Raw genomic sequence first — 18,816 nt, forward strand, 5'->3', positions numbered from 1 at the left:
ATCAACCGATGCTATACATCGAAACCAAAGGAACACCATTTAACCGGGGTAAAAAAAGAATCGCGCTAACGTTTCGCGCTCGAAGCACTGCGTGGGCTTGGAGCACAACGATCGCGACTACCCTGGCCAATCTCGTTTCGAGTAGGAGCGCCTCATGCCTGGGATGATGGATCGACGTTGGACACTGGTGCGGATCGTGACCTTCGCGATGCTGCTGATCGCGCTGCCGGCCTTCGCGCAGGATGCCGAGCGGAAAAAGTTCAAGGCGGTGACGACGTTCACGGTGATCGCGGATATGGCCCAGAACGTGGCCGGGGATGCCGCCACGGTGGAATCCATCACCCGTCCGGGCGCCGAGATCCACAATTATGCGCCGACCCCGCGCGACATACTGCGTGCCCAGGATGCCGACATGATCCTCTGGAACGGGCTCGACCTGGAGCGCTGGTTCGAGCGCTTCTTCCACAACCTGCAGGAGGTACCGAGTGTCGTGGTCTCCGAGGGCGTGAGCCCGATCAGCATCGCCGAAGGGCCCTACGACGGCAAACCCAACCCGCATGCCTGGATGTCACCGGCGAGTGCGATGATCTACGTCGACAACATTCGCGACGCCTTCATCCAGTACGACCCGGACAATGCCGACACCTACCGCGACAATGCGGCGCGCTACAAGCAGCAGATCGAGGCTGCCGTGGCGCCGATCCGTGAAGCGCTGGCCCAGATCCCGGAGGCGCATCGCTGGCTGGTGACCAGCGAGGGGGCATTCTCCTATCTGGCACGGGATTTCGACCTCCGCGAGCGCTACCTGTGGCCGATCAACGCCGATCAGCAGGGTACGCCACAGCAGGTTCGCCAGGTCATCGACGTCATCCGCGCCAACGATATTCCGGTCATCTTCAGCGAGAGTACCGTCTCCGACAAGCCGGCCCGCCAAGTGGCCCGCGAAACCGGCATTCACTATGGCGGTGTCCTTTACGTGGATTCGCTCAGCGATCCCGATGGCGCGGTACCGACCTATATCGATCTGCTGCGCGTCACCACCGAGACCATCGTGGACGGCCTGAATCAGGGAGCCTCTTCATGACGAGGCGGCGCGATACGGCACCTGCCGATCACAAGGCGGATGCCACGACTGCCGATCGGGCCGGCGCGGGCATCCGTGTGACCGACGCCGCCGTCATCTATCGCAACGGGCACACCGCGCTGCGCGATACCAGTTTCGAGATCCCCACCGGTACGATCACCGCGCTGGTCGGCGTCAACGGTTCCGGCAAGTCGACCCTGTTCAAGGCGATCATGGGCTTCGTGCGCCTGGCCCGGGGCGAAATACGCGTACTGGGGGTGCCAGCGCGCGTGGCGCTCAAGCGCAACCTGATCGCTTATGTGCCGCAGTCGGAGGAAGTCGACTGGAACTTTCCGGTGCTGGTCGAGGGCGTGGTGATGATGGGCCGCTACGGGCACATGGGCATGCTCAGAATCCCCAAGCGCCAGGATCGCGAGGCGGTCGAGACGGCACTGGCCCGGGTCGATATGCAGGCGTTCCGCCAGCGCCAGATCGGTGAACTCTCCGGCGGCCAGAAGAAACGTGTGTTCCTGGCCCGTGCGCTGGCCCAGGACAGCCGCGTGATTCTGCTCGACGAGCCGTTCACCGGCGTCGATGTGCAGACCGAGGACCGGATCATCCACCTGCTGAGAGAGCTGCGCGCCGAGGGGCGGGTGATGCTGGTCTCGACCCACAATCTCGGTTCGGTTCCGGAGTTCTGCGACCGCACGGTGATGATCAAGGGCACGGTGCTCGCCCACGGCCCCACCGACGAGATATTCACCCAGCACAACCTCGAGCGCGCCTTCGGCGGCGTGCTGCGGCACTTCGTGCTCGACCAATCCCAACAGGCCGGCGCGCCGCCCCAGGCCGTGGGGGTGTTCACCGACGATGAACGGCCCCTGGTGCTGCAGAACGGCATCGCCGCCAGGCGGCCCTCGAGCAAGCCGGGGGAGCGACGATGATCGGTGCGCTGCTCGAACCCTTCGGCTACGGCTATATGCAGAATGCCATGTGGGTATCCGCACTGGTCGGTGGGGTCTGCGCGTTTCTCTCCTGCTACCTGATGCTCAAGGGGTGGTCACTGATCGGCGACGCGCTGTCGCACTCGATCGTGCCTGGCGTCGCCGGTGCCTACATGCTGGGGCTGCCGTTCTCGCTCGGCGCCTTCTTCGCCGGTGGGCTGGCCTCCGCGACGATGCTGTTTCTCAACCAGCGCAGCAAGCTGAAGGAAGACGTCATCATCGGCCTGATCTTCAGCTCGTTCTTCGGCCTGGGGCTGTTCATGGTGTCGCTGTCGCCGACCTCGGTGAATATCCAGACCATCGTGCTCGGCAACATTCTGGCGATCACCCCCGCCGACACGCTCCAGCTGGTGGCGATCGCGGTGGTATCGCTGGTCGTGCTGCTGGCCAAGTGGAAGGATCTGATGGTGACCTTCTTCGACGAGAACCATGCCCGCTCGATCGGGCTCAATCCCACGGCGCTCAAGATCCTGTTCTTCACCCTGCTGGCCGCTTCCACCGTCGCGGCGCTGCAGACGGTCGGTGCCTTTCTGGTGATCTGCATGGTCATCACCCCGGGCGCGACGGCCTATCTGCTCAGCGACCGCTTCCCGCGCCTGCTGATCATCGCGGTGACGATCGGCACGCTGACCAGCTTCTTCGGCGCCTATGCCAGCTACTTTCTCGACGGCGCCACCGGCGGCATCATCGTCGTGCTGCAGACGGTGCTGTTCCTTCTGGCGTTCGTATTCGCACCCAACCACGGCATGCTGGCGGCGAGACGCAGGGCCGCCGCATCGCTGGCGCAGTCATCGACGAGCCAGACACGATCGCCAGCCACCGGGCCCACGGAGTCACCTCGATGAGCGGGTTCGAGACGCTGCTGATGCCGTTCCAGTTCGGCTTCATGGTCAACGCCATGATCATCGCGGTGCTGGTGACCATCCCGATGTCCCTGCTCTCCTGCTTTCTGGTCCTCAAGGGCTGGTCGCTGATGGGCGACGCCATCTCCCACGCGGTCTTCCCGGGTGTCGTGATCGCCTATCTCGTCGGCATCCCCTACGCCATCGGCGCCTTCGTCGCCGGCATGTTCTGTGCCGTTGCCACCGGCTTCCTCGAGGAGAACAGCCGTATCAAGCAGGATACCGTCATGGGTATCGTCTACTCCGGCATGTTCGGCATCGGCCTGGTGCTGTTCGTCAAGATCCAGTCAACGGTCCACCTCGACCACATCCTGTTCGGCGACATTCTCGGGGTCGCCTGGCGTGACATAGTGGAATCGGCGCTGATCGCCCTGGTCACCGTTGGCGTCATCGGCGTGAAGTGGAAGGAGTTTCTGCTCCACGCCTTCGACCCGACCCAGGCCCGGGCGGTGGGACTGCGAACCGGGCTGCTGCACTATGGCCTGCTCTGCCTGATGTCGCTGACCATCGTCGGCGCCCTGAAGGCGGCGGGGATCATCCTGGCTATTGCCCTGCTGATCGCGCCCGGCGCCATCGCCTTCCTGCTGACCCGGCGCTTTGGCACCATGCTGCTGCTGTCGGTGACGATGTCGGCGATCATCGCCTTCCTCGGTGTCTATCTCTCGTTCTTCCTGGACAGCGCCCCGGCCCCGACCATCGTGCTGCTGTTCTCGCTCGTCTTCATCGTGGCATTCGTCGTCTCGACGAGACGCACGGCGAAGCGCGAAGCCAGCGGCGGATCGCTACCCGTCGAGCGGCGCTGACACGTCTCGGGTGGGCGCAAACCGCTCGGTGTGGCGGAAATCATACTGACGAAGCGTTGCCGCCGGCAGACACCCGCACGGGGTGGCGAATAAAAAATCACACTATCGTTACCAATTCCTGCGAATCGCCTTCCCTGGCGGCTGTAGCATGAGCGGCTTCATTCAGGACGCTACCGTACCGGATCATGGAATCTTTCAACTTACGTCTCTTCGCCTGGCTCAATGCCCCGCCGCACGCTTCACATCTGACCCTGTCACTGGCCTACGCCCTGGCCATCTACGCCATCTATCTCGTGCCGCTACTGATGATTCTCGGCTGGTTGCACCGAGACCCCGCCCGCCAGCGTTTGGCGCTGAAAGCCCTGCTGGGGTGCGTCGTCGCCCTGTCGGTCAACGAAGTCATCGCCTTGCTGTGGGATCATCCTCGCCCCTTCGTCATTCCCGTCGGCCATACCTACCTGGATCACGCCGCGAACAGCTCGTTTCCCAGCGATCACATGACCGTGATTTCGACACTGGCGATCACGCTACTGTTGTCCCGTGAATGGCGTCCGCTCGGCTGTCTCTTCGCCGGACTGGGGCTAGGTATCGCCTGGTCCCGGGTCTACCTCGGCGTTCACTTTCCCCTGGACATGCTCGGCGCCATCGTCGTCTCGGGCCTGGTTGCCACGCTGTTGGCCATCACCGAGCGCTTCTACATGCCGGCGCTCCATGGCCTGTCACGCGGCCTTTATCGGCGCCTGTTCGCCCCGCTGATCGAGCGCGGCTGGCTGGCCCACTGAGCTCCCGCGGCGATTCAGTGGCCAAGACAGAACGGCCGGGCCATCGATGATGGCCCGGCCGCTTGGTTTCTTCCGCGCTACCGCCGCGCGTCAGGCGCCGGCGGACACCGCGGGCTGCCTCCGCCCGGCGAGACTCACGCCGATCAGCGTCACCGCCGCCAGCGGCATCGCCACCAGCACGCTGTTCCAGCCCATCGGCTTGCCGAGCGCGATCTCCCACACCAGCGTCATCACGCCGCCGACGATCATCGCCGCCAGCGCCCCGGCCGGGGTCGCCCGCGGCCACAGCAGCGCGGCCAGGAACACCGGGGTGATTGCGGCGCCGTACATGCCGTAGGAGTACATCTGCATCGCCAGCACGCTGGGGAAGAACGCCCCCAGGACCCAGGCCAGAATGCCCAACCCGACCACGGTCAGCCGGTTGACGAGCAGCGCCTTGCCCGCCGGGATATTCAGTCTCAGCAACCCACCAAGAATGTCCTGGGTCAGGCTGGCCGAGGCCGACAGCAGGTACGAGTTGCCGGTAGTCAGCAGCAGCGCCACCAGAGACGCCAGCAGCAGCCCGCCGACCACCGTGGGCAACCCCTGCTGGGCCAGGGTCATCATCGCGGTCGACGGCGTGATATCGGGATACATCACCCGCGTGGCACAGACCAGCAGGGTAATCAGCGAGGTGCAGACGATGGAGGCGATGACCAGCCCCATCGCCGCCTTCTTGGCGGTGGCCGGGTCACGCGCGGCGGCAAAGCGCTGGAACAGGTTCTGGTCGCCCAGGATGAGCAGGAACAGCGGCAGGAAATAGCCCAGCGCCTGCCATGGCGTGAGACCGCCGAGCAGTGTCTGGTGCGTGGCCGGCAGCGCATCCATCATGTCGCCGAGACCGCCCAGCCGAGTCAGCACCAGCGGCAAGGCGATCAGCATGCTGCCAAAGATGATGATGGCGCTCAGGTAGTCGGTGTAGGCCACCGAGACCAGCCCGCCCATGGTCGCCAGCCCGATCATCACCAGCGCGGCGATCACCACCCCCTGCCACACCGGCAGGCCGAACGCCAGGTTGAGCGCCTGGCCCGCCCCGGTGAACTGGTAGGAGACGATGCCGACGTAGGCCAGCAGGATGATCAGTGATGCGATCGAGCGCGCCGTGGAGCCGAACCGCTCCTCGATCAGCCCGGGAATGGTGGTGGCGCGCGAGCGCCGCATCTTCTGCGCCAGCAGGAAGTAGACCACCAGCGCCGCGATCGGCGTGCCGGCGAAGAAGAAGATTGCCGCCCCCGGGCCGTGCTGGAACACGAAGCTGGCGCCGCCGACGATGGAGCCGGAGCCGACGAAGGTGGCCAGCAGCGTCGCGGTCAGTACCAGCGTGGAGAGCGAACGCCCCGCCACGATGAAGTCGGTGTCGTCGTGAACCTTGCGCCGCGAGAAGTAGAGCCCGATGACGACCATCAACACGATATACGCGATGACGAAGAATGCCTGCATGATCGCAGCCTCCCGTTCTTGTTTGTTATGAGTCGTGATTGTTATGCGTCGTGACTGTCTTGCATGTCGTTGTGCCGACCCGGTGCGAATGCTCGCCCCGGATCGAACGGGTGTCAGCGGCTCAAGCGATCCTTGACCGCACGGCCGCCCTGCATGATTAGCGACAGGTGCTTGCCCTGGCCGGCCAGCAGGCTCATGTCTTCCAGTGGGTTGCCGTCGACCACGATCAAATCCGCCCACGCCCCCGGCGCGACACAGCCGATCTCGCCTTCCATCCGCAGCAGCTTGGCCGCCGTGGCGGTGGCACTGCGGATCACCTCATGGGCCGGCAGGACCTGGGCGCGGATCACGAACTCCTCCGACTGATGCGGATGCATCTCGCCGAGCAGATCGGTGCCGTAGGCCATCTCCAGGCCGGCCTCGCGCATGGTGACCAGACTCTCCAGCCCGGCCAGGCGCACGTCGTCGATCTTGGCCACCGACTCGGGCTTGAGACCGTAGTCGGCGCCTTCGATCTTGAGACGTTCGTAGGTCACCAGGGTGGGACAGGCCATGGCACCACGCTCCGCTGCCAGTCGGGCCGTGTCCGCCGTGATCAGGTTGCAGTGCTCGAGCGAGCGGACGCCGGCCTCGACGGCACGTCGAATCGCCTCGTCGGTGTAGAGATGGGCGCTGACATAGGTCTGGGCGTTGCTGGCCTCCTCGACGATGGTCTCGAGCTCCTCCACCGAGAAGCTCAGGAAGTCGATCGGATCGCTGGGCGAGGAGACGCCGCCGTTGGCCATCACCTTGATGAACTGGGCGCCGGCCTTGATCTCCTGACGCACCGCACGACGCACCGATTCGACGCCGTCGCAGATACGGCCCATCGATCCCAGTCGCCGGGTCTGGTACTGGTCGTCACGCTCGTCGTAGAAGCCGCGGTAGTCATTGTGGCCGCCCGTCTGGGACAGGGCCTTGCCGCAGATCACCAGCCGCGGCCCGACGAAGAGCCCTTCCGCCACCGCCTGTTGGATCCCCCGGTCGGCACCGCCCACGTCGCGCACCGTGGTGAAGCCTCGCATCAGCATGCCTTCCATGATTGGCGTCGCGCGCGCGGCCACCAGGGCGTCCGGCAGCAGCGCGTTGGCGCCGAGATCGGCCGTGGTCGCGATCACGTGGACATGGCAGTCGATCAGGCCCGGCATCAGCGTGCGCCCTTCGAGGTCGATCACGCGGGCGTCCCGGGGCGCCTCGATCGGCGAGTCGGAAACCTGGGTGATGCGGTCACCCTCGACCAGGACGTGCACGCCGGGCCGTGGCTGCGGAGAGGATCCGTCGACCAGGCTGGCGTTACGAAACAGCACCGCCGGGGTCGCGCGGGAGGAGGTAGGTTCGGTCATGGCTTGGGCTCTTGTGGGTGACTCGAATACGGCTTGAGCCTACCCAGCGCCTCGAGCCCATGAAAAGCGCTAAAAACGCATGGCAGCATGCGGCCAGCGCATCGATCGCCCGCTCACGCTTCCCGCGGTGATATCTCCAGCAGCCAGCGCTTGAAACAGCGCGTGGCGACGTTTTCCCGACGCTCGTCCGGCGTGATCAGATAGTAGCCGCCGCCATGGCTGGCCCAGTGGTCAGAGGCGACCACCAGGCGGCCACGCTCGATCTGGCTGTCGATGACGTGGCGCCAGCCGAGCACGATGCCTTGCTCGAATACCGCCATTTCGACCAGCGTGGGGTAGTGATTGAAGATCACCGCCTGGGTCGACGGCGAGATGGTCACATCGTGGTATTGAAACCAGTCGCGCCAGGAGATCCACAGGCTCTGGGCATCCTCCAGGGTCAACAGCGTCTCCTGCAGGATATGCTCGGGCTCGAGCTTCTGGTGCTCAGCGAGGCCGTAACGCTCGCGACACGCCGCGAGATAGGCGGGCGCGCAGACCGGGAAGACCTTCTCGGGGATCGCATGAGTGGTTTCGAATCCTGGCAGGGACGCCTGTTTCAGATAGTAGAGCCCGATATCGAACTCGAACGAGGAGAGCGAAGTCACGCCGTCCCGCACGATCAGGCGCAGCTTGAAGTTGGGGTACTGACGCCGGAAATCGCCCAGCCGTGGCGCCATCCAGAACTGGGCCACCCCCGCGGTACAGGCCACCGTCAACTCGTTCTCGCCGGTGCTCTTCATCACCTCGGCGGTGGCGTTGACGCAGTCGTCCAGAATCGAGCGCACCTGCAGCGCATAGGTTTCGCCCGCACGGGTCAGCGTCAGTTGACGCTGCTCGCGGATGAACAGCTTGCGTCCCAGGAACTGCTCGAGATGAACGATCTGGCGGCTCACCGCGCTCTGGGACAGATTCAGCTCGACCGCGGCGCGAGTGAAACTCATGTGTCTCACCGCCGCTTCGAAAGCGATCAGAGCGTTGAGCGGCGGCAGCGGCGACATGCGCATGGAAAGCTCCAGGGAAGCGGCGAAGGGGATCAGGATACGTTATCGCGCCGCCGGGAACGCGAGTCGCGATCGCGGACGAAGTCGATGAAGGCGCGCAGGGGGGCGGGCACCAGCCGGCGATCCGAGTAGTAGAGATAGGGGCCGGGGAAGCGCAGCCACCAGGGCTCGAGAACCGCGACCAGCTCACCGCTGGCCAGGTACGGTTGAAGCCACTGCTCGAACAGCATGATCAGGCCGACGCCTTGCAGCGCCGCCTCGACGCCAAGATCCACCCCGCCGCCGATGCTGATCGTCAAGGGGCCGGTGGGCTCGATGCGCATCGACTCCTCGCCGCGCTCGAACTCCCAGGCCGCCCGGTTACCGTTGGTGAAGCGGCCACGGATACAGGCATGCTGCAGCAGCTCGCGGGGGTGCGTGGGCGTGCCGCGACGCGCCAGGTAGTCGGGCGAGGCGACCAGCGCAAAGCGCTGCTCGCGCGGACCGATGGGCACGGCGATCATATCCTGCTCGAGTAGTTCGTCGTAGCGAATGCCGGCATCGAAGCCCGCCGCCAGCGTATCCGTCGCGGCGCTGTCGGCGGTGACCTCCACCTGGATCTCCGGGTAGGCCTTGAGGAAATCGGGCAGGATCGATGGCAGGATCAGCCGCGCCGCACTGACCGGCACATTGAGGCGTAGCGTGCCGGCGGGGCGATCCCGGAATCCATTGATCGCATCCAGGGCGTTTTCGACCTCCTCGACCGCTGGCGCCAGCCGCGCGACCAGGGCAGCACCGGCCTCGGTCAGCGTCACCGCCCGCGTGGTGCGATGAAACAGCCGGATGCCAAGTGCGGTTTCCGCACGCCGCACCGCATCGCTCAAGCGTGATGGGCTACTACCGCTCAGCCGCGCCGCTTCCCGAAACCCCTTGGCTCTGGCCACGGCCAGCACGACCTGAAGATCGCTGAGATCGGCGCTCATTGTGCATTTCTCCGCACGCCCTGTATGGATTGAGGGCAATAGTCGCACAGCCCTGGCGCGCCTACCATGAGGACACATCGGGGCATCTGACGCTCCGACCTCGACACAGGAGTGAACGCATGTCCCTCATCGACAAGGCTGGCACCTACACACTCGGCAACCGCCAAGTCAAACGACTGGGCTATGGGGCGATGCAGCTCGCCGGCCCCGGCGTGTTCGGTCCGCCCAAGGATCCCGCTCGCGCCGTTCAAGTGCTCCAGGATGTCATCGCTGCCGGCATCGATCATATCGACACCTCGGACTTCTACGGCCCCCACATCACCAATCAGCTCATCAAGCAGGCGTTGCACCCCTATCCGAGCGATCTCTGCCTCGTCACCAAGGTCAGTGCCCGGCGCGATGACACCGGCGCCTGGCTGCCCGCCCTCTCCCCCGCCGAGCTGACCCAGGCGGTGGAAGACAACCTGCGCAACCTGGGGCTCGAGCAACTGGAGGTCGTCAACCTGCGCAGCATGCTGGACGTGCACGGGCCGGCGGAGGGCTCGCTGGAGACCCCGCTGACGACACTGGCGGAGCTTCGCGAGCGCGGCCTGATCAAGCATATCGGGCTGAGCAACGTCACGCCGACCCAGGTGACCGACGGCCAGAAGATCGTGCCCATCGTCTGCGTGCAGAACCAGTTCAACCTGGCCAACCGCGCCGACGATGCGCTGATCGACCGGCTGGCCGCAGAGGGCATTCCCTACGTGCCGTTCTTCCCGCTGGGCGGATTCACCCCTCTCCAGTCGCAGACGCTCACCGAGGTCGCGGCGACGCTCGACGCCACCCCGATGCAGGTAGCACTGGCCTGGCTGCTGGCTCGCTCACCCAACATCCTGCTGATTCCCGGCACCTCGTCCCCCGACCATCTGCAGCAGAATATCCAGGCGGCAGCGCTGGAGATTCCCGCAGCGCAGATGGCGCTGCTGGATCGCATCGGCGACTGATTCATTGGGTCTCCCCCGCGCCCGGCAGCCATGGATTACCCGGTAGTGCGACGCGCGGACACGATGGCCCGGGCCGAGCGCGACTTCGCCCTCTGAGGAGATCGCAGGAGTGACGCCAGCGCACCGAACACGATCACCCATCGTGCCCGGTTCGGCGTCCATTCGTCGAAGCTAGCCGATGGTCTGACGGTCGTCGGACGTTACCCCTCATACAGTGTCATCAAGCCCCGGCGGGATGGGCCGGGCAGGCACTTCAGCGGGGTATGCCATGAGTCGTTATCAGGACGAGTACCGAGCTTCGCTCGAGGACCCGGAAGCCTTCTGGATGCGCCAGGCCCGGCGCCTGCCCTGGTTCACCCCGCCGACCCGGGCGCTCGCCTACGACGCAAACGGACATGCCCGCTGGTATGGCGATGGCGAGCTCAACCTGTGCCACGCCGCCCTCGACCATCACGTCGAGCAGGGGCACGGCGAGCGCATCGCGCTCTACTGGGACTCGCCGCTCAGCGGCCAGCAGCGGCGCTACACCTATCGTGAGCTGCGCGACGCCACCGCCCGCTGCGCCGGCGCCCTGCGCGGGCTGGGCGTGACCCCGGGCGAGCGCGTGGTGATCTACATGCCGATGGTGCCGGAGGCGTTGATCGCGATGCTCGCCTGCGCACGCCTCGGCGCCATCCACTCGGTGGTGTTCGGCGGTTTCGCCGCCCGCGAGCTGGCGGCACGGATCGAGGACGCCAAGCCCAGGGTGGTGGTCGCGGCCTCCTGCGGGCTCGAGCCCGGCCGCGTGGTGGCCTACCAACCGATCGTGCGCGAGGCGCTGTCGCGCAGCGCCCATGCGGTGGCTCACTGTGTCTACCTGCAGCGCGATGCCTGCCGCGCCGAGCTCGGCCCCGGCGAGGCCGAGTGGAAGACGCTGATGGCCACGGCCGAGCCCGCCGACTGCGTTGCGGTCAAGGCCACCGATCCGCTCTATATCCTCTATACCTCCGGCACCACCGGCCGCCCCAAGGGCGTGGTCCGCGATACCGGCGGCTACGCCGTGGCGCTGCACTACTCGATGGAGACGATCTACGACATCGCCCCGGGTGAGGTGTTCTTCTCCGCCTCCGATGTGGGCTGGGTGGTGGGCCACTCCTACATCGTCTACGGCCCGCTGCTGCGCGGCGCCAGCACGGTGGTCTACGAGGGCAAGCCGGTACGCACCCCCGATGCCGGCGCCTTCTGGCGGGTGATCGAGGCGTATCGGGTGAAGAGCTTCTTCACCGCGCCGACGGCCTTCCGCGCGATCAAGAAGGAGGACCCCGAGGCGCGGCTGAAGGAGGGCTACGACCTCTCCAGCCTGCGCTCGCTGTTTCTGGCCGGGGAGCGCCTCGACCCGCCCACCTACCACTGGCTCAAGGCGCATCTCGACGTGCCGATCGTCGACCACTGGTGGCAGACCGAGACCGGCTGGGCGATCGCCGCCGATCCGCTGGGGCTCGACCCGGTGCCCACCCGCGCCGGCTCCGCCACCTTCCCGGTGCCGGGCTACGATGTGCGCATCCTCGATCGCCACGGCGAGGAGGTGGGCGCGCTGACCGAGGGTAGCGTGGTGATCAAGCAGCCGCTGCCGCCGGGCTGCCTGGCCGGTATCTGGGGCGACCCCGAGCGCCTGTACAGCGCCTACCTGGCCACCTATCCGGGTTACTACCTCACCGGCGACGGTGGCTATATCGACGAGGACGGCTACCTGTTCGTGATGGGGCGCACCGACGATGTGATCAACGTCGCCGGCCACCGGCTCTCCACCGGCGAGATGGAGGAGGTACTCGGCTCGCACCCGGCGGTGGCCGAGTGCGCGGTGATCGGCGCCCAGGATGCGCTCAAGGGGCAATTACCGCTGGGCCTGGTGATCCCCAAGGATGGCTTCGATGGCGACCACGCCAAGCTGGAGCGGGAGCTCGTCGCCCTGGTGCGGGAACGGATCGGCCCGGTGGCGAGTTTCAAGCAGGTGCGGGTGGTGGACCGCCTGCCCAAGACCCGCTCGGGCAAGATCCTGCGCCGCGCGCTGCGCCAGATCGCCGACGGGGAGACCTTCGACGTGCCCGCCACCATCGACGATCCGACCAGCCTGGAGGATGCCCGCGAGGCGATCGCCAACCTGCGCGAGGGGGCGCCCAAGGGGGTGGACGACACTTGCTAAGAACGTCTTTCACAGCCGCCAAGCGACGTGGGCTTATCCGGCGGCAGGGCGTCGTGAGGGCGCTGTGAACCCATCCCTGGGCGCTACTTTTGCATCCATGGCAAGGGACCCTCGCTTTGCCATGCCCCCGGCGCCCATCGCCAGAGGGTTTGGAAATGAGCGCCAAGAGGGGTGTACAGGAAAATGCCTGCGCGTGCGTCCGCTCTCGAATCGCGCCAGCCGAAACGTCCCTGCCGAAAAACCTAGCCGAATAGCCCTTTCAAGGTATGCGGCTGGCTGCGTAGATACTGCTTGGGCGCGTGCACGCTGGCCCCCAGCTTGGCCGCGGCGTGCCACGGCCAGCGCGGATCGAAGAGCATGCCGCGGGCCAGCGCCACGGCGTCGGCCTCGCCGCTGAAGACGATCCCTTCGGCCTGCTCCGGCTCGGTGATCAGACCCACCGCGATCACCGGCATGGCGACCTCCTGCTTCATGCGCCGGGCGAACGGCACCTGGTAGCTGGGGCCCACATCGAGCGCCTGGCGCGGGTCGAGCCCGCCACCGGAGCAGTCGATGAAGCTGCAGCCGCGGGCGTCCAGCGCCTGAGCCAGGGCCACGCCCTGCTCCAGATCCCAGCCGCCTTCGACCCAGTCGCTGCCGGAGATGCGAATGCCCACCGGCTTGTCTGCCGGGAATACCTCGCGCACCGCCTCGAAGATCTCGAGGACCAGGCGCATGCGGTTCTCCAGGCTGCCGCCGTAGGCGTCCTCGCGCTGGTTGGAGAGCGGCGACAGGAACTGATGCAGCAGATAGCCGTGGGCCGCGTGCAGCTCGATCAGATCGAAGCCGAGACGCTCGGCACGCTTCGCCGCGGCGACGAAATCCGCCTTGAGCGCGTCGATATCGTCGAGCGTCATCGCCTGCGGCGGGCGCTGATCGTCCTGATAGGGCACGTCGGAGGGCGCCAGGGTCTGCCATCCTCCCGCCTCCAGGCTCAACTGCTTGCCGCCCTCCCAGGGGGCCTGGCAGGAGGCCTTGCGTCCGGCGTGGCCGAGCTGGATGCCGATGGGCATCGGCGAGTGAGCGCGTACCGAGGCGAGCGTACGCGCCATCGCCTGCTCGTTGGCGTCGGAATAGAGCCCGACGTCGCCCGGGGTGATACGCCCCGCCGCGGCCACGGCCGAGGCCTCGATGATCAGCAGGCCGGCGCCGGAGAGCGCCAGCTGGCCCAGGTGGATGGTGTGCCAATCAGTCATGCTGCCCTCGCCGTCGGCGGAGTATTGGCACATTGGCGAGATCACGATGCGGTTGGCCAGCTCGAGCTCGGCGAGCTTGAATGGTGTAAACAGCTTGGGAGATGCCATGAATCCTGTTCCTGACTGAGACGGATGATGGCAAAAATGTAGCTTGCTAATAATTTTTTAGCAATATCTGCACCTCGATGGCGGAACCAAACATCCACCGGGCGGCTGTCGAGGTCGTGAATGACCACTCGCACGATGACCGCTGACAATGGCGTCCAAAAAAACCCCGGTAAACCGCGAGGGGTTACCGGGGAAGCTCTGGTGGAGACCAGACCATAGCGAGTCGTCAATAGCAGGCTCAGGCGGCGACACCCCAGTCGGGAAAGGGATCGGGCAAGCTTTTCCAGTACACCTTGCCGCGGGCCAGTTCGTCGTCGTCGAGCAGGCAGGCTTCCAGGCGGCGGCGAATGTGCGCCACGTCGAGCCCCTGGCCGATGAACACCAGCTCCTGGCGCATGTCGCCGAAGGGTTCTTCCCACTTCTCCCGGATCGAGGCGAGATACTCCGGGTCCTGGGGCCAGCGCGACTCGGGCACCGCTCGCCAGAACAGACCGGCGAAGCCGTGGTGGGCAATGCCGCCGGCCTGGCTCCACTGGCCAGCGAACTCGGGCCGGCTGGCGAGCCAGAAGAAGCCCTTGGAGCGCAGCAGACGGCCGTCGCCCCAGTCGCCGTGCAGCAGTTCGAAGAAACGCTGCGGGTGGAACGGCCGGCGCGCTTCGAAGCTGAAGCTGCTGATGCCGTACTCCTCGGTCTCGGGGACATGCTCGCCGCGCAGCTCCTTGAGCCAGCCCGGGGCGAGCTGGGCCTTCTCGAAACTGAAGCGGCCGGTATCGAGCACCCGATCCAGGGCGATCTGGCCGTGGCTGATGGCGTGTATCTCGGCGTCCGGATTGAGGGTTCTGAGCACCGCCTCGACTTCGGCGAGCTGGGCGGCGTCGATCAGATCGCTCTTGGAGATCAGCAGCACGTCGCAGAATTCGATCTGGTCGACCAGCAGGTCGGCGACGTTGCGCTCGTCCTCCTCGCCCAGGCTTTCACCGGCCTCGGCCAGCGATTTGGCCTCGTAGTACTGGGTCAGGAAGTTGGCGCCGTCGACCACCGTGACCAGGGTATCCAGGCGCGCCACCTGCGACAGGCTGCGGCCCTGTTCATCCTCGAAGGTGAAGGTCTCGGCCACCGGCAGCGGTTCGGAGATGCCGGTGGATTCGATCACCAGGTAGTCGAAGCGCCCCTCCTCGGCGAGACGGTTCACCTCGATCAGCAGATCTTCGCGCAGGGTGCAGCAGATGCAGCCGTTGCTCATCTCGACCAGCTTCTCTTCGGCGCGGTTGAGATCGACTTCGCGCTCGACCAGGGCGGCATCGATATTGATCTCGCTCATGTCATTGACGATCACCGCGATACGCCGGCCGTCACGGTTGTTGAGCAGATGGTTGAGCAGCGTGGTCTTGCCGGCGCCGAGAAAGCCGGACAGCACGGTAACGGGAAGCGGCTGCGCCCTGGGGCGCGGTTCACTCGGTGTTTTTTCACTCATGATCGTTTCCTCACGGCATCGGTCGTTGCCAGGACGCGGCTGGTGCGGCGCGCGTCAGACGCGCGACGCCATAGCGCCTCTCACGCTGCAGCGTTTGGAGTCAGGCGCTGCGGCGCTTGGCATAGTGGTGTTCGCGCTGCTCCTGGCGCTGCTTGGCCTCCAGGCAGAGCGTGGCGGTGGGTCTCAGCAACAATCGTCGCAGGCCGATCGGCGCGCCGGTCTCTTCGCAGAACCCATAGTCGCCCTCGTCCAAGCGCTTGAGGGTACCGGCAACCTTGCGCAGCAGTCGGGTCTCGCGGTCGGCCTGACGCAGCAGCAGACGCAACGTCTCCTCGTTGGCGGCCAGATCGGCCTCGTCGCCGACGCCACGGCTGTCGACGATGGTGCGGCGAGTCTCTTCAAGCGCGACTTCAAGATCCGCCTGCTCCGCCAGCAGACGCCGTCGAAAGAAGTCGAGCTGAGCCTCGTTCATGTAGTCCTGCTCCGGCATCGCCAGTAAGTCGTCCTCACTACCGATGGCATTTTCCATTGACATGGCAACCTCCAGGCGCGGGAAATGGCGCCAACTAAATATGTTATAACATAACAATCATGATCGACAAAGCATCCGCCCGACAAGTGCTATTCAGTCGACGGTTAGGTTGAGGCGCTACACGCCCTGTCGGGATCGGCGCTACAGAGAATCACGTGACACTTGATTATTTGCAGTAACTGCAATATTTTTATTTTGCAGTTACTGCATTTTTCAATAAAACGGCACGGGAGCTCTGACCCATGGCTGAATTCGCAACGACGGCAGCACAGTTCGCGTTCCTCCAGAAGGCAGGAACGGAAGACAGAGTCAGCTACATCATCGACTATCTGGAAATCACGGAGGTCGTGCAGCGCTACGGACGCAGTGTCGATATGCACGATTTCGAATTGCTCCGGACGTGTTACGGCGACGAGATCGACGTCGATCACAGCCCTACCATCGGCATGGGTCAGATGCGTATTTCAGCCGACAAGTGGTGTGCCATGGCGAAACGGTTCCATAGTCAGCTGGATGGCGACGAGCACATCCTGATCCCGCAGGGCATCGTGATTAACGGCGAAACCGCGTTCTGCCATGTGCTTGTTCATGCACGCCATTTCTATCGCGGCGCTAACGGGAGCCCGTTCCAGATCCTCGTGGGGAGTTATGACCTATCTTTCAAGAAGACCGATGATGGCTGGAAGATTTCCGAGTCGACCCAGGGCATGAGGTGGACCGAGGGTAATTGGCAGTTCCATGAAGAGATCAAGGCGTCCCTGGCCGAATCCACCGACGAGTAGGCAGCTTGCGCGCCACTCAGGCGCTCTATATCGTGGGCCTCGCCGACTCCCCTGTCGCCGAGGCCCGCGCTGCGTGAGTGAGATTCAGTGCTGAGGGGGCTTGTGCATGACTAACATGCCATGTGCCGAGTCGGGATAGGCGTTTCGACATTTTCTTAAGCCCGCTCAAACAGACGCTGATTGATCAATGGTCGAGAAGTCCAGTACACCTCAGGTTGGCTTACGCGAGCAAAAGGCTGCCAGTACGCGTTCTCGCATCGCGTATGAGGGGCTACGTCTCTTCGATCGCCGTGGATACGATGCGACAACGCTGGAAGAGATCGCAATTGCCGCTGGCGTTTCGCCGCGAACGCTCTACCACTACTTCAGAACCAAACATGATCTCCTGCTGTTTTTCCACGACGAGGGCCTAGTCGCCGAGATAGGCCCCACGGTCCTCAGTCTGCCGGGGCATCTGAGACCCCTCGAGGTGGCGCGTGATTGTCTACTGACGCTGGTTCCGAAATACGAGACGGCCAACATGGCCACGACCTATCGCATCTGGAACTCGACGACCGCCCTCAAGGCGCAGAAGTTGCTCGCGTTCAAGGATATCGAGCTCACCCTTTTCGACGCATTGAGGCAACGCTGGCCCGACGCCGAGAACGGAGCGACATTGAAAGCCGCCTGCCTCGTTGCCGTCGGTTGCCTCGGCCTTGCGATGGATGCCGGGCAGATCGAAGGCGACACGCGATCGCTCAGGCAGCGGCTCGAGGAGAGTTTTCAGACAATCACCGAGCTACTGCCGTAGTCGACAAGCGCTCGCCACCCGGGCCGTTTTCGATCAATTGTAAAATGCCGGGGCGTAGCGGGCGATCCGACGCCGAGATTCACTCAAAGTGCTGCTTGAGCGTATGTGGCTGGCTGCGCAGGTACTGATTGGGCGCGTGGACGCTGGCGCCGAGCTTGGCGGCGGCATGCCACGGCCAGCGCGGATCGTAGAGCATGCCGCGGGCCAGCGCGACGGCATCCGCTTCGCCGCTGAAGACGATGCCTTCGGCCTGTTCCGCCTCAGTGATCAGACCCACCGCGATCACCGCCATCTCGACTTCCTGCTTCATGCGCCGCGCGAACGGCACTTGGTAACTGGGACCGACGTTGAGCGCCTGGCGCGAATCCAGGCCGCCGCCGGAGCAGTCGATGAAGCTGCAGCCTTGCGCATCCAGCGCCTTGGCCAGTTCGACGCTCTGCTCGATATCCCAGCCGCCTTCGACTCAGTCGCTGCCGGAGATGCGAATGCCCACCGGCTTTTCGCGGGGAAAGACGTCGCGCACCGCGCCGAAGATCTCGAGAATCAGCCGCATGCGATTCTCGAGACTGCCGCCGTACTCGTCGTCACGTTGATTGGAGAGCGGCGATAGAAACTCATGCAGCAGATAGCCGTGGGCGGCATGCAGCTCGATGAGATCGATACCCAGACGCTCGGCGCGTTGGGCCGAGGCCACGAAGTCGGCCTTGAGCTGGGCGATGTCGTCGAGACTCATGGCCTGCGGAGCCCGCTGCCCATCCAGATAGGGAACGGCGGACGGCGCCACGGTCTGCCAGCCGCCTTCATCGGGCCCCAGTTGCGCGCCGCCCTCCCTGGGAGCCTTGCAGGATGCCTTGCGCCCGGCATGCCCCAATGGATACCCACGGGCATCGGCGAATGTGCTCTGACCGCGGCCAGTGTGCGCGCCATCACCTGCTCGTTGGCATCCGAGTAGAGCCCGACGTCTCCCGGCGTGATCCGCCCCTCGGGCGCGACGGCGGACGCTTCGATGATTAGCAGCCCGGCGCCGGAAAGCGCCAGATGTCCAAGATGGATCGTATGCCAGTCGGTCATGCTGCCTTCGGCGTCGGCGAAGTACTGGCACATCGGCGAGATGACGATGCGATTGGGCAGTTCCAGGTTACCGAGCGAGAGCGGCGTGAACAGTTATGGTGACGCCATTGACTGACTCCTGATGCGAATGAATGGCAAAAATGTAGCTGGCTAATAATTCATTGGCAATGGCCGGCTTTCACCATTGTCTACATCGCCAAAGTCGTATGCGCTTTACGGCGGATTTTGCGCACACT

Annotated in this window: 18 protein-coding genes and 1 pseudogene; 10 read left to right on the plus strand and 9 right to left on the minus strand. The window is 64.8% G+C overall.

Annotation, left to right across the window (positions count from 1 at the left end; translation table 11 throughout):
- The first annotated feature begins 154 nt into the window (after window positions 1-154).
- From DOM45_RS00605 to DOM45_RS00625, 5 genes are all read left to right on the plus strand, one after another.
- A complete protein-coding gene (locus DOM45_RS00605) occupies window positions 155-1,084 on the plus strand; it encodes a metal ABC transporter substrate-binding protein (protein ID WP_280951641.1) in 930 nt (309 codons plus the stop codon).
- On the plus strand, window positions 1,081-2,007 hold the full coding sequence (locus tag DOM45_RS00610) for a manganese/iron ABC transporter ATP-binding protein (protein ID WP_110597581.1): 927 nt from the start codon (window positions 1,081-1,083) through the stop codon (window positions 2,005-2,007). The genes DOM45_RS00605 and DOM45_RS00610 overlap by 4 nt, the downstream gene beginning before the upstream one ends.
- The gene (locus DOM45_RS00615; protein ID WP_110597582.1) at window positions 2,004-2,912 is read left to right on the plus strand and encodes a metal ABC transporter permease; all 909 of its coding nucleotides are present in this window, start codon (window positions 2,004-2,006) and stop codon (window positions 2,910-2,912) included. The genes DOM45_RS00610 and DOM45_RS00615 overlap by 4 nt, the downstream gene beginning before the upstream one ends.
- Window positions 2,909-3,772: a metal ABC transporter permease gene (locus DOM45_RS00620; protein ID WP_110597583.1), complete on the plus strand. Its 864-nt coding sequence runs from the start codon at window positions 2,909-2,911 to the stop codon at window positions 3,770-3,772. The genes DOM45_RS00615 and DOM45_RS00620 overlap by 4 nt, the downstream gene beginning before the upstream one ends.
- 185 nt (window positions 3,773-3,957) lie before the next feature.
- Window positions 3,958-4,554, plus strand: coding sequence for a phosphatase PAP2 family protein (locus DOM45_RS00625; protein ID WP_110597584.1), 597 nt, complete (start codon window positions 3,958-3,960; stop codon window positions 4,552-4,554).
- A 90-nt stretch (window positions 4,555-4,644) separates the two neighbouring features.
- Here the strand turns inward: DOM45_RS00625 and DOM45_RS00630 are convergent, their stop codons facing one another.
- The 4 genes from DOM45_RS00630 to DOM45_RS00645 all read right to left on the minus strand — a co-directional run bounded on the left by DOM45_RS00630 (window position 4,645) and on the right by DOM45_RS00645 (window position 9,420).
- Window positions 4,645-6,033, minus strand: a complete 1,389-nt coding sequence (locus tag DOM45_RS00630; protein WP_110597585.1) for a sodium:solute symporter family protein — start codon at window positions 6,031-6,033, stop codon at window positions 4,645-4,647.
- Window positions 6,034-6,146: 113 nt separating this feature from the next.
- Window positions 6,147-7,415, minus strand: a complete 1,269-nt coding sequence (locus tag DOM45_RS00635) for a metal-dependent hydrolase family protein (RefSeq protein WP_110597586.1) — start codon at window positions 7,413-7,415, stop codon at window positions 6,147-6,149.
- Between the two features lie 113 nt (window positions 7,416-7,528).
- Window positions 7,529-8,461 (minus strand): LysR substrate-binding domain-containing protein, encoded by a 933-nt coding sequence (locus tag DOM45_RS00640; RefSeq protein ID WP_110597587.1) that lies wholly within the window; start codon window positions 8,459-8,461, stop codon window positions 7,529-7,531.
- A gap of 29 nt (window positions 8,462-8,490) precedes the next feature.
- On the minus strand, window positions 8,491-9,420 hold the full coding sequence (locus DOM45_RS00645; RefSeq protein WP_110597588.1) for a LysR family transcriptional regulator: 930 nt from the start codon (window positions 9,418-9,420) through the stop codon (window positions 8,491-8,493).
- A 119-nt stretch (window positions 9,421-9,539) separates the two neighbouring features.
- On the opposite strand from DOM45_RS00645, the gene DOM45_RS00650 reads away from it, so the two are divergent.
- Together DOM45_RS00650 and DOM45_RS00655 are read left to right on the plus strand one after the other, a co-directional pair.
- On the plus strand, window positions 9,540-10,406 hold the full coding sequence (locus DOM45_RS00650) for an aldo/keto reductase family oxidoreductase (protein WP_110597589.1): 867 nt from the start codon (window positions 9,540-9,542) through the stop codon (window positions 10,404-10,406).
- Between the two features lie 268 nt (window positions 10,407-10,674).
- Window positions 10,675-12,588 (plus strand): propionyl-CoA synthetase, encoded by a 1,914-nt coding sequence (locus tag DOM45_RS00655; RefSeq protein ID WP_110597590.1) that lies wholly within the window; start codon window positions 10,675-10,677, stop codon window positions 12,586-12,588.
- Window positions 12,589-12,830: 242 nt separating this feature from the next.
- On the opposite strand, the gene DOM45_RS00660 is transcribed toward DOM45_RS00655, so the two are convergent.
- The 3 genes from DOM45_RS00660 to dksA all read right to left on the minus strand — a co-directional run bounded on the left by DOM45_RS00660 (window position 12,831) and on the right by dksA (window position 15,940).
- On the minus strand, window positions 12,831-13,931 hold the full coding sequence (locus DOM45_RS00660) for an NADH:flavin oxidoreductase/NADH oxidase (protein ID WP_110597591.1): 1,101 nt from the start codon (window positions 13,929-13,931) through the stop codon (window positions 12,831-12,833).
- Window positions 13,932-14,169: 238 nt separating this feature from the next.
- Entirely contained in the window at window positions 14,170-15,405 is a 1,236-nt protein-coding gene (gene zigA, locus DOM45_RS00665) for a zinc metallochaperone GTPase ZigA (RefSeq protein ID WP_110597592.1), read from the minus strand.
- Window positions 15,406-15,505: 100 nt separating this feature from the next.
- Window positions 15,506-15,940, minus strand: a complete 435-nt coding sequence (gene dksA, locus DOM45_RS00670) for an RNA polymerase-binding protein DksA (RefSeq protein ID WP_110597593.1) — start codon at window positions 15,938-15,940, stop codon at window positions 15,506-15,508.
- Window positions 15,941-16,179: 239 nt separating this feature from the next.
- On the opposite strand from dksA, the gene DOM45_RS00675 reads away from it, so the two are divergent.
- Window positions 16,180-16,719 (plus strand): nuclear transport factor 2 family protein, encoded by a 540-nt coding sequence (locus DOM45_RS00675; RefSeq protein ID WP_110597594.1) that lies wholly within the window; start codon window positions 16,180-16,182, stop codon window positions 16,717-16,719.
- 187 nt (window positions 16,720-16,906) lie between these two features.
- Entirely contained in the window at window positions 16,907-17,509 is a 603-nt protein-coding gene (locus tag DOM45_RS00680) for a TetR/AcrR family transcriptional regulator (RefSeq protein ID WP_110597595.1), read from the plus strand.
- Window positions 17,510-17,588: 79 nt separating this feature from the next.
- Here the strand turns inward: DOM45_RS00680 and DOM45_RS20450 are convergent.
- Together DOM45_RS20450 and DOM45_RS20455 are read right to left on the minus strand one after the other, a co-directional pair.
- A pseudogene (locus tag DOM45_RS20450) lies at window positions 17,589-18,293 on the minus strand (oxidoreductase).
- Window positions 18,239-18,613, minus strand: coding sequence for a beta/alpha barrel domain-containing protein (locus DOM45_RS20455; protein WP_425353317.1), 375 nt, complete (start codon window positions 18,611-18,613; stop codon window positions 18,239-18,241). The pseudogene DOM45_RS20450 and the gene DOM45_RS20455 overlap by 55 nt, the downstream one beginning before the upstream one ends.
- On the opposite strand from DOM45_RS20455, the gene DOM45_RS20460 reads away from it, so the two are divergent.
- Window positions 18,548-18,682, plus strand: coding sequence for a hypothetical protein (locus DOM45_RS20460; RefSeq protein ID WP_280951642.1), 135 nt, complete (start codon window positions 18,548-18,550; stop codon window positions 18,680-18,682). The genes DOM45_RS20455 and DOM45_RS20460 overlap by 66 nt on opposite strands.
- Window positions 18,683-18,816: the final 134 nt, after the last annotated feature.

It is taken from the genome of Salinicola lusitanus, assembly GCF_003206045.1.
Taxonomy (GTDB): domain Bacteria; phylum Pseudomonadota; class Gammaproteobacteria; order Pseudomonadales; family Halomonadaceae; genus Salinicola; species Salinicola lusitanus.